Origin of the sequence: Nocardia sp. NPDC005978 (genome assembly GCF_040614455.1) — a bacterium.
Lineage (GTDB): Bacteria > Actinomycetota > Actinomycetes > Mycobacteriales > Mycobacteriaceae > Nocardia.
In genome coordinates this window covers 1-13,051 of record NZ_JBEXUS010000043.1, presented here as the reverse complement: position 1 = coordinate 13,051, position 13,051 = coordinate 1, and the positions used below count along the sequence as shown (strand labels likewise).

Annotated in this window: 14 protein-coding genes and 1 pseudogene; 10 read left to right on the top strand and 5 right to left on the bottom strand. The window is 68.7% G+C overall.

Annotation, left to right across the window (positions count from 1 at the left end; all coding sequences use genetic code 11):
* The first annotated feature begins 25 nt into the window (after positions 1–25).
* The 3 genes from ABZ319_RS20610 to ABZ319_RS20600 are packed head-to-tail and all read left to right on the top strand — an operon-like array spanning position 26 to position 2,320.
* A complete protein-coding gene (locus tag ABZ319_RS20610; RefSeq protein ID WP_354988052.1) occupies positions 26–880 on the top strand; it encodes a sterol desaturase family protein in 855 nt (284 codons plus the stop codon).
* Complete coding sequence (locus tag ABZ319_RS20605; RefSeq protein WP_354988051.1) at positions 877–1,575, top strand: hypothetical protein; 699 nt, start codon at positions 877–879, stop codon at positions 1,573–1,575. The genes ABZ319_RS20610 and ABZ319_RS20605 overlap by 4 nt, the downstream gene beginning before the upstream one ends.
* 19 nt (positions 1,576–1,594) lie before the next feature.
* A complete protein-coding gene (locus ABZ319_RS20600) occupies positions 1,595–2,320 on the top strand; it encodes a hypothetical protein (RefSeq protein WP_354988050.1) in 726 nt (241 codons plus the stop codon).
* A gap of 88 nt (positions 2,321–2,408) precedes the next feature.
* Here the strand turns inward: ABZ319_RS20600 and ABZ319_RS20595 are convergent, their stop codons facing one another.
* Positions 2,409–3,011 (bottom strand): TetR/AcrR family transcriptional regulator, encoded by a 603-nt coding sequence (locus tag ABZ319_RS20595; RefSeq protein ID WP_354988049.1) that lies wholly within the window; start codon positions 3,009–3,011, stop codon positions 2,409–2,411.
* 185 nt (positions 3,012–3,196) lie between these two features.
* Between ABZ319_RS20595 and ABZ319_RS20590 the strand changes: the two genes are divergently transcribed.
* The 3 genes from ABZ319_RS20590 to ABZ319_RS20580 all read left to right on the top strand — a co-directional run bounded on the left by ABZ319_RS20590 (position 3,197) and on the right by ABZ319_RS20580 (position 5,041).
* Positions 3,197–4,087: an SDR family NAD(P)-dependent oxidoreductase gene (locus tag ABZ319_RS20590; RefSeq protein WP_354988048.1), complete on the top strand. Its 891-nt coding sequence runs from the start codon at positions 3,197–3,199 to the stop codon at positions 4,085–4,087.
* Positions 4,088–4,135: 48 nt separating this feature from the next.
* Positions 4,136–4,279 (top strand): hypothetical protein, encoded by a 144-nt coding sequence (locus tag ABZ319_RS20585; RefSeq protein WP_354988047.1) that lies wholly within the window; start codon positions 4,136–4,138, stop codon positions 4,277–4,279.
* Positions 4,280–4,465: 186 nt separating this feature from the next.
* A complete protein-coding gene (locus ABZ319_RS20580; protein ID WP_354988046.1) occupies positions 4,466–5,041 on the top strand; it encodes a dihydrofolate reductase family protein in 576 nt (191 codons plus the stop codon).
* Here the strand turns inward: ABZ319_RS20580 and ABZ319_RS20575 are convergent.
* Complete coding sequence (locus tag ABZ319_RS20575; RefSeq protein ID WP_354988045.1) at positions 5,023–5,445, bottom strand: Dabb family protein; 423 nt, start codon at positions 5,443–5,445, stop codon at positions 5,023–5,025. The genes ABZ319_RS20580 and ABZ319_RS20575 overlap by 19 nt on opposite strands.
* 72 nt (positions 5,446–5,517) lie before the next feature.
* Between ABZ319_RS20575 and ABZ319_RS20570 the strand changes: the two genes are divergently transcribed.
* Positions 5,518–6,156: a TetR/AcrR family transcriptional regulator gene (locus ABZ319_RS20570; RefSeq protein ID WP_354988044.1), complete on the top strand. Its 639-nt coding sequence runs from the start codon at positions 5,518–5,520 to the stop codon at positions 6,154–6,156.
* Between the two features lie 55 nt (positions 6,157–6,211).
* Here the strand turns inward: ABZ319_RS20570 and ABZ319_RS20565 are convergent, their stop codons facing one another.
* A complete protein-coding gene (locus ABZ319_RS20565) occupies positions 6,212–7,678 on the bottom strand; it encodes an MFS transporter (protein ID WP_354988043.1) in 1,467 nt (488 codons plus the stop codon).
* A gap of 122 nt (positions 7,679–7,800) precedes the next feature.
* On the opposite strand from ABZ319_RS20565, the gene ABZ319_RS20560 reads away from it, so the two are divergent.
* The gene (locus tag ABZ319_RS20560; protein WP_354988042.1) at positions 7,801–8,253 is read left to right on the top strand and encodes a MarR family transcriptional regulator; all 453 of its coding nucleotides are present in this window, start codon (positions 7,801–7,803) and stop codon (positions 8,251–8,253) included.
* A 3-nt stretch (positions 8,254–8,256) separates the two neighbouring features.
* Here ABZ319_RS20560 and ABZ319_RS20555 read toward each other — a convergent pair whose 3' ends face one another.
* Complete coding sequence (locus tag ABZ319_RS20555; protein WP_354988041.1) at positions 8,257–9,210, bottom strand: YafY family protein; 954 nt, start codon at positions 9,208–9,210, stop codon at positions 8,257–8,259.
* Between the two features lie 63 nt (positions 9,211–9,273).
* Between ABZ319_RS20555 and ABZ319_RS20550 the strand changes: the two genes are divergently transcribed.
* Positions 9,274–10,440, top strand: coding sequence for an epoxide hydrolase family protein (locus ABZ319_RS20550; protein WP_354988040.1), 1,167 nt, complete (start codon positions 9,274–9,276; stop codon positions 10,438–10,440).
* Between the two features lie 89 nt (positions 10,441–10,529).
* Here the strand turns inward: ABZ319_RS20550 and ABZ319_RS20545 are convergent, their stop codons facing one another.
* The gene (locus ABZ319_RS20545) at positions 10,530–11,240 is read right to left on the bottom strand and encodes an SRPBCC domain-containing protein (RefSeq protein WP_354988039.1); all 711 of its coding nucleotides are present in this window, start codon (positions 11,238–11,240) and stop codon (positions 10,530–10,532) included.
* Between the two features lie 368 nt (positions 11,241–11,608).
* Here ABZ319_RS20545 and ABZ319_RS20540 point away from each other — a divergent pair.
* Positions 11,609–13,051 (top strand): annotated as a pseudogene (locus ABZ319_RS20540) (hypothetical protein); the annotation flags it as partial.

Sequence of the window (13,051 nt, the reverse complement as noted above, 5' to 3'; positions counted from 1 at the left end):
AGCGAATCGCTCCGATTGGAGGACAATGAACAACCAGCATCTGCTCATCTGGTCGGTCCCGGCATTCCTGCTGCTCATGGCGATCGAAATGATCTACTACCGCCTGCACCCCGACGAGAGCGCGGGCGGCTACAGCCTGCGTGACACCGCGACCAGCCTCACCGTGGGCGTGGGGGCGGGCATCGCCGACATTGCCTACAAGGCGATCGCGCTGGCCGGATTCATCGTGCTCTACGAGCTGACCCCGCTGCGCATCGAGGTCACCTGGTTTACCTTCCCGCTCATCCTGCTCGCCCAGGACTTCTGCTACTACTGGATGCACCGCGAACACCATCTGGTGCGCATTCTCTGGGCAGCGCACGTCGTGCATCACTCGAGCCTGAAATACAACTTCTCCACCTCGATGCGCCAGCCGTGGACCGGCTTGACCTCGCAGCTGTTCTACATTCCGCTGATCCTGGCCGGCGTACCGCCGTGGGCGGTGTTCCTGTGCGGCGGAATCAATATGCTCACCCAGTTCTGGCTGCACACCGAACGCATCGGCAAGCTCTGGCGACCGATCGAGCTGCTGATCAACACCCCCGCGAACCACCGCGTCCACCACGCCTCCCAGGGCGACTATCTGGACCGGAACTTCGGCGGCATCCTCATGATCTGGGACCGCGTGTTCGGCACCTATTCCGAGGAGATCGATCGTCCGGTCTACGGGCTCACCAAGAACATCGACACGCACAACCCGCTGCGGGTGGCCACCCACGAATACGTCGCCATCGGACGGGATCTGGCGAGCGCTCGCGGCTGGCGGGACCGCATCGGCATCCTGCTGAACCGGCCGGGCTGGCAACCCGAATCCGCCGACCGAACGAGGGAAAACGCATGAGGCGCAACCGAACAACCTTCATCCTGGCGGCGACGGCTCTGACCGTAGCGGGCGGCGTCGCCACCGCGAGCGCCGAGCCCGCCGCGGCCTCCGATCCGATCGGCTACCGGGTGAACCTGGAGACCGACACCGTGGTGACCGTGCTCGACCGCGGCACATTCGCGGTGGCCGCAGACGCCGCGAGCATCACGATCCGCGACGACGCCGGTCGGCTTCGCGAGTCGCTTCCGCTCGCGGTCACCCTCGACGGCCGGAGATTGCCGCTGCGGCAGGAGATCTCGGTCGACGGCCGGACATTGCGACTCACCCCGGACCTCGCGGATCTGGATCGAACCGCGCTGCGGCCGGTCGCCTCGCCCCTGGAAAACCAGCTCGCCATGAACGATCTGATCAACGCAGTCAGCCTCGGCACCTCGATCGGCAGCCTCGTCGGCACCGCGATCGGAACGGTCGCGGGGGTCGGTGTAGGCATCGCCCTGGCAGGCGCGTCCTGCCTGGTCCTGAGCCTGGGCTGCGTGGTCACCGTCCTGCCCATCGTCAGCATGGTCGCCGCGGCGGGCGGCCTGGCCGGGCTGATCCTCGCCGGTGGGCCGACGGCGGCAGCCGCGGCCTTCGGCTACTGGAGCACCCTGCGCGCCGAACCCGGCACGAGTCCGTACGCGCCGCATGTACAGGGCGCCCCCGCCGTCGGCTGACCAGCTCCCAGGACCCGTGATGAATTTGCGCACAACAACATTCGCCGCCCTCGCGGCCGCTGCTGCCCTGACCGTCGCCGCCGCGCCGGCGGGAGCCGAACCCGCCCCCGAATACCGGTCCGAGATCGTGAACGGCACCGTGGTCACGACCCTGCGGGGCGCGAGCTTCACTTTCGCTCCCGACGGAAGATCGGTCCGGGTGCATGATGACGCGGGCCGGCCGGTGCTCTCCCTGCCGCTCGCCATCGAGCTCGACGGCGCCACGCGTCCGATCGGCGGGCACATCGCCGATCAAGGCCGCACGCTGACCCTGACTCCCCGTCCCGTCGCGTCCCCTCTCGAAAACCAGTTGGCGCTAACCGAATTCGCCGGAAGTCTGACCAGGGCCTCCCTAACGGCCACGATCGGCGGATTCGTCATCGGCGCCCTGGTCGGTGCGGCGATGGGCCTCGGTTCCTGTCTGCTGGTCGGCCCCGCCTGCCTGGCCACCACCCCAGCCGCCATCATGGCGTTCGCGGCGGGCGGTGGTGTGGCCGCCACGCTCACCCTCGGCGGAGCCGCACTGGCACAGGGTCTCTGGAAGTACGTGACGACCCTCCAGGCCCCACCCGGCGCCAGTGAGTACGCACTCCAGGACGGACTCCTGGACCCGAACGGCACCGGTGCCCCCGACGCGACCCTACGTCTCCCGCCGCTCCCGCTGCGCCCCCTGATCACCGGCTCCGCGAGCAGATCCGCAGGCTGACCCGACGCACCGAATCATCGCCGCACCGAGTCAGCGGTGCGGCGATGAGAGCGCGGAGCTCTTGCCGGGCAGCCACTTTCGATCCCGATCAGGCGCTCGGCGCGAAGCCGTGCAGTACCCCGTCGACCAGCGCGTCCGCGAAAGCGTCGTCCAAAGTGTGTGAGTGCAGCAGCCAGCGCTGGGTCAGGGGAGCGTAGAGCAGGTCGATGACCAGCGGGAGGTCGGCGTCGGGACGGAGTTGGCCCGCGTCGACGGCTGAGCGCAGGCGGGTCAGGACCGCGTCGTGGGTGGGTTGCTGGAGCTTCTCCCGGTAGAGGGCAGCCAGGGCGGGGTCCGCGATGATCTCGATCATGAGGGCGCGGATGGGTGCGGTGAAGGCCGCGTCGGTGAACTCGGCCGCGGTCGCGCGCAGGACGACCTTCAGATCGCGGGACAGGTCGCCGGTATCGGGGAGCTCGAGCCCGGTGCCGTCGGTGTTCTCGCTCGCGGCGAGCAGGGCGTCCAACACCACCGCGCCTTTGGATTCCCACCAGCGGTAGATGGTCTGCTTGCCGACTCCGGCACGGGCCGCGATCGACTCGATGGTGAGTTTGGCGTAGGGAACCTCGCCGAGGAGTTCGCGGGTGGCGTCCAGGATCGCCACGCGAGAGCTTTCACGGCGGCGGGTCCGGGCGGGTGGTTGGGCTGCCATGACCGAATCTTAACAAGACGAAACGTCTCGTCTTGACAATCGCGCGGAAGCGGGTCAAAGTAGCGTTCAACAACGAGACGCAACGTCTCGTCTCGACCGAGGGAGTGTGCATGACCCGCGCAGACACCGGCCCGGTCCACCCGGCTTCGGCCCCCGCTCACCCCGCACAGATCAGGAGCGCACCAATGACCACCGCCCCTTCCGCGACCACCCGAACCTGGTTCATCACCGGGGCGAACCGCGGCCTCGGGCGCGCGTTCACCGTCGCGGCGCTCGCCGCCGGCGACACCGTCGTCGCCACCGCCCGTGACCCGCGCACCATGGCCGACATCGACGACACGCGACTCACGGTGTTGCCGCTGGATGTTCGGGACCGCGAGCAGGTTTTCGCCACGGTCGCCGAGGCTTTCGGGGTGGCCGGGCGGCTCGATGTGATCGTCAACAACGCGGGATACGGTCTGGTCGGCGCGCTCGAAGAGCTGACCGAGAGCCAGATCCGCGACCAGATGGACACCAATTTCTACGGGGCCCTGTGGGTTTCGCAGTCCGCGCTGCCGTTCCTGCGGGCCCAGGGCTCCGGCCACATCGTGCAGATCTCCACCGTGGGCGCGGTCGGTTCGCTGCCGCTGTTCAGCATGTACAACGCGAGCAAATGGGCGCTGGAAGGCTTCAGCGCCTCCCTCGCCGACGAGCTGCGCCCCTTCGGCGTCAAGGTCACCCTCGCCCAGATGGGCGGGTTCGACACCGACTGGGCGAAGTCGAGCATGCGGTTCGGGACGGCGGTGCCCGCGTATTCCGTTGTCCGCGAAGCGATTCTAGGTATGAGCGACTACCCGGACTCCTCGGTTGGCTCCCCGGCCGAAGCAACAGTCGAAGCGGCAGCACCGGCCGCCGAGAACGAATGGGCCGAGCCCGCACCGGAAGTCGCGGCGGCCGGGCTGCTGGCCCTGGTGAACGAGACCGACCCGCCGCTGCGCCGGATCATCGGCCCGGGTGCGCACCAGATGGTCGCTCTGGCCCTGGATGCCCGCCGCAAGGACTACATCACCGACCCGGAGTTCACCTGGCCCGCCTGATCGGGTTCGGCCCCGCCTGGGCGGGTCACCCACGTGAGGGGTGTGCCCGTGCGACTGCGGTTCGATCGCGATGACCTGTTCGTCCCGTTCCGCGACGCGCCCCCGATCGACTACGGCCTGCTCTGGCCGAAGGCCGGAAGCAACCCGCTCGTGCGACCGTTCGCGGAGATGGTCACCGAACTCGCCACCTAGTGACGCCCCCGCGGTGAGCGTTGAGTTCGGCTAAGCGCTGCGTTGCCGGAATCGCGCTTGTTGACGGGCTTTCGGGTGGAGATGCTGATTGGGCCCGGCCGGTCCGATTCTCCGGCACGACTTTCCGGCCGCATCCTGCCCGGAACACCACAGGCGGTCTCCGCCATCGAATCTCAGGAGGAATCTGTGTCACGTGAACTGGTCTACACGGGCTTCATGTCGCTCGACGGAGTCGTCGACTCCCCGGGCGGCAAGGAAGAAGGCCATCGGGGCGGGGGATGGGTGATGGACACCGAATTCGTTCCCGAGGCCTATTCGCTCAAGGGCGAGGAACTCGCCGACCACACCGCATTGCTGTTCGGGCGGCGCAGTTACGAGGCGTTCGCACCGTACTGGCGCGAGTCCGACGACCACGTCGCCTACCGGGACCTGCCCAAGTACGTGCTCTCCACCGGCCTCGCCGAGCAGGATCTGCTCGACGGCTGGGGTCCGACCACTATCCTGCGGACGGTCGAGGATGTGGTGCGGCTCAAGGAATCCGAGGGCGGCGCCATCTTCATCCATGGCAGCGCCGAACTGGCCCGCCGCCTCGCCGACGCCGATCTCATCGACCGGTACAACCTGCTGGTGTTCCCGGTGCTGCTCGGCGCCGGCAAGGGCCTGTTCAGCCGTGAGGATCGCGACAAAACGCAACTGCGGCTGCGGGATTCGGCGACCTACTCCAACGGCGTCGCCAAGCTCGTCTACGACGTCGTGCGCTGAGCGGCGGCCGTCGCCCCGGCGGCGTACAGCGCCTCCACCCGCCGGCCCCATTCCGGATCGGCGTCGACCCGGCGCCGATAGATCTCGTAGATCCGTTCTCCCAGTGCCGGATCGGGGTCGTCGGTGAAGCGGACCGCGGACTGCCTGGCCAGGCGCGGCAGGATGAAATCGTCGCCCGCGATGTGCACGGGGTCCCGCATGTAGCGCTCGACGGCGTCCAGGTCGGGTAGCGCGGTGACGAAGGCGTGGGTGAAGCCCTCCGCCGGATCGCCGAGGTCGGGGCCGAGGCTCGAGAACACCGAGGACTCGACCGAGATGGTCCGGCGGATCGCGTCCAGGACCTCTGCGCGCTCCGCGTCTCCGACCGCGTCGTCGAAACTGAAGCGCTGCACGAAAACAATCATTGAAACCTCCCCTAATTGCACTGACTGGTGCAGATTAATACACCAGATGGTGCTGACGCTAGGGTTGGCTTCGTGCAGCGAACCGATGCGGAGCGCCCGAAGGGGCGGATCGACAAGCGCCAGGCGATTCTGGGCGCGGCCTTCGAGGTCTTCGCCGAGGACGGTTATCACCGGGCGAGCGTCGACTCCATCGCGCTCGCGGCCGGGGTCGCCAAGCACACGATCTACAACCACTTCGGCGACAAGGAGACGCTGCTGCGAGCGGTGGTCGCCGACCTCGCCGAACAGGCCCTGGTCCGTAACCTCGCCGCGGTCGAATTGCTCGACCGCGGCGAGGATCTCACCGAGACGCTGACCGTGACCGGCCTCCGGCTGGCCGAGTGCTACTGCGACGAGCGCACCGTCGCGCTGCGCCGCATCCTGCACGCCCAGCTGCCGGCCATGCCGGATCTGCTGGACCTGATCCGGGACACGGCCACCGATCGGGTCACCGACGCCCTGGCGGCCAGGCTCGCCCGGCTGGCCCTGGCCGGGCGACTCGACGTGCACGGCGACCCGGCCATCGCCGCCGAGCATTTCGGCGCGCTGTTGACCGCCCCGCTCGAGGCCCGCACGCGCATGGGCACCGGCGCGATCTCGAAATCCGAACTGCGACAGGTCACCCGGAACGCGGTGGCGACCTTCCTTCGGGCGTTCGGCCCTTCGGCGTAGCGGCTGCGAGGACGGTTGCTCGGGCCCCAGGCTCACCGCCCGCCGTGGGCCGGTATCAGCTCGCGGCGACCGCGGGCTGCTCCTCGCGCACCGGTCCCTGTCGAATAACGCTGCGGCGATACGGAATCGCCGCGGCGATCACCGCCGCCAGGATCGACACACCGCCACCGATGAGGAAGGCGACCCGGAACCCGGCCTCGCTGGGGACCGCGTGCCCACCGGCGGAGATGGTCAGCTGAGCCAGGACCGCACCGATCACGGCGGCCGAGATCGAGGTGCCGATCGAGCGCATCAGCGTGTTGAAGCTGTTGGCGGCGGCGGTTTCCGACTGCGGCACCGCGCCCATGATGAGCGCGGGCATCGCGCCGTAGGCGAAGGCCACGCCCGAGGTGCAGATGATCGTGACCATGAGCAGGCCCCAGGTCGAGCCCATCAGGACCAACGCTGAGCAGTAGCCCGCGGCCATGATCACCGCGCCGGTCACCAGCGTGACCTTGGGTCCGCGCGCCGCCGACAGCTTCGCGCCGACGGGGGACAGCAGCATCATCATGATGCCGCCGGGCGCCATCCACAGCCCCATGGCCAGCATCGACTGCCCCAGCCCGTAGCCGAGCGAGGTCGGCAATTGCAGCAGCTGTGGAACGCTGAGCTGCAGCGAGTACATGCCCACGCCGATCGCCGCACTCGCGATATTGGTGACGAGCACCTGCGGTCGCGCGGTGACGCGCAGATCGACCAGCGGCTCGCCCGCGCGCAGCTCCCACCAGCCCCAGATCAGCAGCAGCGCCGCGGAACTGGCGAAAAAACCCAGCGTGAGCGCCGAATCCCAGCCCCAGGCAGCGCCTTTGGACACCGGCAGCAACAGCGAGATCAGGCCCGCGCCCAGCAGGATCGCACCCGGCACGTCGAAGCGGCCCGAGGGTCCCTCGGCGCTGCCCTCGGGCACCACGATCACGATGAGCACCGTGGCGATGGCGACCAATGCCGCCGCGGCCCAGAACATCACGCGCCAGTTGCTGTATTCGGTGACCGCCGAGGCCAGCGGCAGCCCGAGCGCGCCGCCGATGCCCAGCGACGAGGAGATCAGGGCGATGGCGGTGCCCAGGCGCTCGGGCGGCATCACGTCGCGCAGCAGGGCGATGCCCAGCGGGATGACGCCGACGCCCAGCCCCTGCAGCCCGCGTCCGATGATCATCGGCACGAGCGACCCGGCCAGCGCGCAGGTGATCGAGCCCAGGAACAGCGGCACCGTGGAGGCGATCATCATGCGGCGTTTGCCGTACATATCGCCCAGGCGTCCCGCGACCGGCGTGGCCACGGCGGCGGCGAGCAGCGTGATGGTGACGACCCAGGTGGTGTCACCCGGGTCGGCGTTCAGTATGCGCGGCAGTCCACCCAGCAGCGGCACCACGAGGGTCTGCATGAGGGACGCGGTGATTCCGGTATAGGCCAAGACCGCCAGGATGGCGGTGGTACTGCGGGGGACGGGGTCGGGCTGGGTCACGGCTTCTCCTGCGCTCATCGGTATATGCATAATACATACGATGTGCATTATGCATACTAAATGTGCCGCGCACAGGACGGTAGGGTGAGCGGGCAAGCAGCGGAAACCGCAGGTCGACGCGGATCGGCGGAAGGAGCAGGGTGAGCAATCCCATCGATGCGCTCGAATTCGAGGCCATGCTCTTCGGCCGGTACAGCCTGATCTCTCGCCGGGGCGACGGGCGGCTGGACCGCAGCGCCTACGTCCTGCTGCACCGGTTGTACGGTGGGGGACCGATGTCCATCGGACAGCTCAGCGAGGCGCTGGGCCTGGACGTGTCCACCCTCAATCGCCAGACCACCGCGATGCTGAAAGCCGGTCTCCTGGAACGCATTCCCGACCCCGACGGCGGAATCGCCCGCAAGTTCCGGGTCACCGCCGAGGGCCTGGAGAAGATGGAGTTCGAGCGCGCCTCGAGCATTCAGCACCTCGAGGTCATCCTGGCGGACTGGGCGGCGGCCGACGTCGCGGCGCTCGCGGACTATCTGACGCGGTTCAACGCGGCCATCGAGGACTACCAGGGTCGGCCGTGGCCGCGGCCCGAGCGTTCGTGAGCCTCATTCCGAAGTAGCCGCCGCACACCGTCTTCCGATCTCGCGCAGCGCCGCCAGCACCTCGGGCGGCCCGTCGAGTTCGAAGTCCGCGTCCAGGAACGTGAGGTGCGCGGCCAGGATGTACGCGGTGTCGCCGCCCGCGTGCACGATGCAGGACTCGTCGTCGACGGGTTCGACGGCGATCCCGTCGGGCAGCCAGTCCACCAGTTCGGTCGCGGAACGACGCACCAGCACCTTCGCGCGATACCGGAACCGGGCGATGCGGCGGCCCGCCGCGACGAACGTGATGAGATCGCCCCGCGGCGGCTCGCGCGGGTCGAACCGCGGCCCGGTCGGGATGCGCGGACTGATGCGGTCGACCCGGAAGGTGCGCCAATCGGAGCGGTCCAGATCCCAGGCGACCAGATACCAGCGGTGCCCGAGATAGACGAGCCGGTGCGGCTCGGTGGTGCGGTACTGTGCGTCGCCGTCGTGATTGCGGTAGTCGAAGCGCAGTCGATGCCGGTCCCGGACCGTGCCCGCGATCGCGGCCAGCACCTGCGGATCCGCTTCCGCCCCCGCGTGATTCGGAATCACGGTGGACGCCTGCAGCGAGTCGATGCGGTGGCGTACCCGCGAGGGCAGGACCTGCTCGATCTTCGTGCGGGCCCGGGCCGAGGCGGTCTCGAAACCCGACACCGATCCCGGCGCCGCACCGCCGAGTCCGAGCACCACCGCCGCGGCCTCGTCCTCGTCCAGCAGCAGCGGCGGCAGCTTCGCGCCCGGTCCGAGCCGGTAGCCGCCGGCCGCGCCGGGCGTGGAGCTCACCGGGTAGCCCAGCTCGCGCAGCTTGTCCATGTCCCCGCGGACAGTGCGCGCGCTGACGCCGAGTTCGGCCACCAGTTGCGGTCCGGTCCACTGCGGGCGGGTTTGCAACAGCGACAACAGATGCAGGAGCCGGGCCGAAGTCGTGATCACAAATTTCTACTCTAATCGCCAATGCGGCAAGTAGTTTGCCGCATTGGTTGGTTGACTAGAGGTATGAGCAACTCGAACACCGAGATCCGCCCCTTCCACATCAGCATCCCCCAGGACGAGCTGGACTACCTGAACGCGCGCCTGGATCACTATCGGCTGCCGAACGAGCTGCCCGGCTCGGGATGGCGGCTCGGCGTACCGGGTGACTACCTGAGCGAGCTGATCACGTACTGGCGCAACGACTTCGACTGGCGCGCCCAGGAGAAGACGCTCAACGAGCTGCCGCAGTTCACCACCGAGATCGACGGCCAGAAAGTGCATTTCGTGCATGTGCGCTCGCCCGAGGCCGATGCGACCCCGCTCATCCTGACCCACGGGTGGCCGGGATCGTTCGTCGAGTTCCTGGATGTGATCGGCCCGCTGACCGATCCGCGCGCCCACGGGGGCGACCCCGCCGACGCCTTCCACCTCGTGCTGCCCTCGATTCCGGGCTACGGCTTCTCCGGTCCGACCACCGAGGCCGGCTGGAACGTCAACCGGACGGCGCGAGCCTGGGCCGAACTCATGGATCGGCTGGGCTACGAGCGATTCGGCGCGCAGGGCGGTGACTGGGGTTCGGGCATCTCCCTCGAACTGGGCCGGGTCGCCCCGGATCGGCTGCTCGGGGTGCACGTGAACTTCCTGATGACCTTCCCCTCCGGCCGGCCGGGTGAGCTCGATGATTTCGAGCCGGCCGACTACGCGAGACTCGGCCTGCTGGAACGGTTCCAGGGCGATTTCGGCGGTTACATGTCCATCCAGTCGACGCGCCCGCAGACCCTCGCCTACGGCCTCACCGATTCCCCGGTGGGTCAGTTGGCGTGGATCGTCGAGAAGTTCAAGGAATGGACCGACAGCGTGGACCGCCCCGAGGAGGCCGTGGACCGCGACCGGATGCTGACCAATGTCATGCTCTACTGGCTGACCGGCACCGCGGCGTCCTCGGCCCGGTTCTACGCGGAGTTCGCGCAGTCCATGGCGCAGGGTGACTACCCGGCCCGGGTCGAGCGCCCCGTCGGCGTCTCGGTCTTCCCGAAGGACGTGATCCTGCCGATTCGCAAGCTGGCCTCCCGCGACGCGAATGTCGTGGCCTGGCGCGAGCACGATCGTGGCGGCCACTTCGCCGCTCTCGAACAGCCCGCCCTGCTGGTCGAGGACATCCGCGGGTTCTTCGCCGGCCTGTCCGGGTAGCGGAATCCGTTGCGGGCGGAGCTGTTTCGCTCCGTCCGCAACGGTCTTTTTCCCGGTGTGCGGTCGTCATCGCCGCGGGGCCGTGCCGTCTAGGCGGTGACGGTTCCCGCGGCGATGGCCTGTGCACGCTCGGCCAGGGCGGTGGTTTCGGCGGCGAGGCCGCGGATCAGGGAGTTGCCGAACACCGCGTGCGCCAGGAATGCCAGGGGACCGGTCAGGGCCAGGCGCACGACCAGGCGGGTGCGGTCGCCCTCGGTCTGCAGGACGCGCAGGCGGTTGCCGCCGCCCAGGACGGTGACCCAGCCCTTGTCCCGCCAGCCGAAGCGGCGGCCGGGATCGACCACGGTGACCTCGTGCATGGCGTGCCGGGTGTTGTCGTTGAGGATGACCTGGGCGGCGACCGACGCGCCGGGTTCGGGTGCGCCCGTCGCGGCGGTCAGCCACGGGTTCCATTCGGGATAGCGCTCGAAGTCGGTGATGACCCGGTAGGTCACCTCGGGTGAGGCGTCGATGAGCGCTTCGCTGTAGTAGCGGGGAGCCAGGCGCTCCCAGCGGGCGACCACCCCGGCGAACAGCACGGGCAGGATGCGGCTGCGGGCGGTTCGGGTGTCGCCGGTGCGGCGGGCCACGTCGAGTTCGAGCCGGTGGATCTCGCTGTGGATCCGAGGGTCGTCGTGGGCGAACCAGTGCAGATCGGTCAGCCGTGCGCGCGCCGCCGCGTAGTCCTGCGCCCGGACGGCGTCCCGGCAGAGTTCGAGTTCCGCGTTGTTCGCCTGTGCGAATCGCTCCGCCGCTGTCATCGGTACCTCCAGATCCCGTGGGGCCCGCACCCCGGGGGAAGCATTGCGGACGCGTGAATCCCAGTCAAGCATTTGCTTGGTCGCGAAACCGGCGACCGACCGGCGGGATCGGGCCGGTGGTGGAATCGAGGAAGAATGCGGCGACCGGGTTCGATTTCCATTTGATCGATTCCGGACCACGCGGCCGAAAAGCTCTATACGATAACTCAAAATTTGCTAGACGTGCCCATGTCGCGGCATGGACGCGTACCGATCGTTCCTGCTCCCAAAGACTAGGGGATCGCGTGCAAAAGTCATTGTTCGGACCGGCGGCCGGAGTCCGGCGCCTGATATTCATCGGATGTGCGGCCGGTATCGGCATATCCCTCGTGGTGGCTCCGGCGGGCGCCGATGTGCCCGGTGCCACGGAAATAACTCAGAAGTACGACCAGGCCGGCGGTTCGTCGTCGCCGCTGGGCAATCCCGTCGGCGAGGCCGTGGAAGTAGCGGGCGGTGCGAGCCGCGATTATCAGGGCGGCGCCATCTTCTACTCCGAACCCAATGGCGCGCATGTGATGTACGGCGTCATTCTGAACGAGTTCCGGGAACTCGGCGGTCCCGCAAGCGATCTCGGATTCCCCACCAATGACGAATCCGACACCTCCGGTGTCGCCGGTCGGTTCAACAACTTCGCCGCACCCGACGGCGCCGCCATGTACTGGACGCCGCAGCAGGGCGCCTGGGTGGTGCGCGGCCCGATCCTGGCGGCCTACCGGCAGCTCGACGGCCCGGCAGGTCAGCTCGGTTTTCCGACGGCGGCCGCCGCGGTCAACGGGGACGGCGCCACCGTCCAGAAATTCAGCGGCGACAACGGCGCCGCGGAGATCACCTGGAGCGCCGAGCGCGGATTCTCCACTGTGCCAGGAAGTTTGGCGGCCGGCCTGGCCGGTCTGCAGCTCCCCACGATGACCGGTGTCCTGCCCGAGGGCTCGGTGCAGCTGCCCGACGGCCGTGTCCAGCTGCCCGACGGGTCGATCAAGATGCCCGACGGCAGTTACCAATTGCCGAACGGCAATGTCGTCATGCCGGACGGCTCCGTCAAACTGCCCGATGGGTCCATCAATTTGCCGGAGGGCGCGGTACGGCTCGGTGACGGTTCGCTGCAATACGCGAACGGTTTGATTCGTATGCCCGACGGTTCGTTCAAACTCCCCGATGGCGCGGTGCAATTGCCCGACGGCACCGTGCGCATGGCCGACGGGTCGATCGTATTCCCCAGCGGCGGCGTGAAAATGCCGGACGGGTCCTTCGATTTCCCGGGCATGGCCTTCTCCTCCGCCGAGAAATCCACCGGATGGTGGGATCGGCTGCGGGACAACATGGGCGGCTGGTGGTGGATCGTTCCGGTCCTGATCGCCCTGTTGGTCCTGGCCGCGCTGGCCGGGCTGTACCGCTGGTTCCGTGACCGCCGCGGTGGCGGTAGCACCGGTGGCCCCTCGGGTCCCGGTGGTGGCGGCGTCGGCTGGGACGACCGCGCATCGGGCAGCGGCGCCGCGCAGGCCGATACGACCGGACGCGGTGTCACCCCCGGTGGCATGGTCAAGGGCGCTGCCGCCACCGGTGCGGCGGGCGCGGCCGGGCTGGGCGGCCGGGCGCGCGAGATGGTCGGCGACGCGACCTCCGGAATGGCGGGCGCTGGCCGCCATTCCGCGGACCGGATGGGCGATATGGCCGGCGGGGTGACCGATACCGGCCGGCGGGTCGGCGAATCCGTCGGCTCGGTGGGCAAGCACGCCGGTGCGGCCGCGGCCGGTGTCGCCGCCGCGGGCGCG

Bases quoted from the DNA above. Each gene is read 5' to 3' on its own strand.
- ABZ319_RS20610 (WP_354988052.1), top strand. From the start codon at position 26: ATGAACAACCAGCATCTGCTCATCTGGTCGGTCCCGGCATTCCTGCTG.
- ABZ319_RS20605 (WP_354988051.1), top strand. From the start codon at position 877: ATGAGGCGCAACCGAACAACCTTCATCCTGGCGGCGACGGCTCTGACC.
- ABZ319_RS20600 (WP_354988050.1), top strand. From the start codon at position 1,595: ATGAATTTGCGCACAACAACATTCGCCGCCCTCGCGGCCGCTGCTGCC.
- ABZ319_RS20595 (WP_354988049.1), bottom strand. From the start codon at position 3,011: ATGGCAGCCCAACCACCCGCCCGGACCCGCCGCCGTGAAAGCTCTCGC.
- ABZ319_RS20590 (WP_354988048.1), top strand. From the start codon at position 3,197: ATGACCACCGCCCCTTCCGCGACCACCCGAACCTGGTTCATCACCGGG.
- ABZ319_RS20575 (WP_354988045.1), bottom strand. From the start codon at position 5,445: ATGATTGTTTTCGTGCAGCGCTTCAGTTTCGACGACGCGGTCGGAGAC.
- ABZ319_RS20565 (WP_354988043.1), bottom strand. From the start codon at position 7,678: ATGAGCGCAGGAGAAGCCGTGACCCAGCCCGACCCCGTCCCCCGCAGT.
- ABZ319_RS20550 (WP_354988040.1), top strand. From the start codon at position 9,274: ATGAGCAACTCGAACACCGAGATCCGCCCCTTCCACATCAGCATCCCC.
- ABZ319_RS20545 (WP_354988039.1), bottom strand. From the start codon at position 11,240: ATGACAGCGGCGGAGCGATTCGCACAGGCGAACAACGCGGAACTCGAA.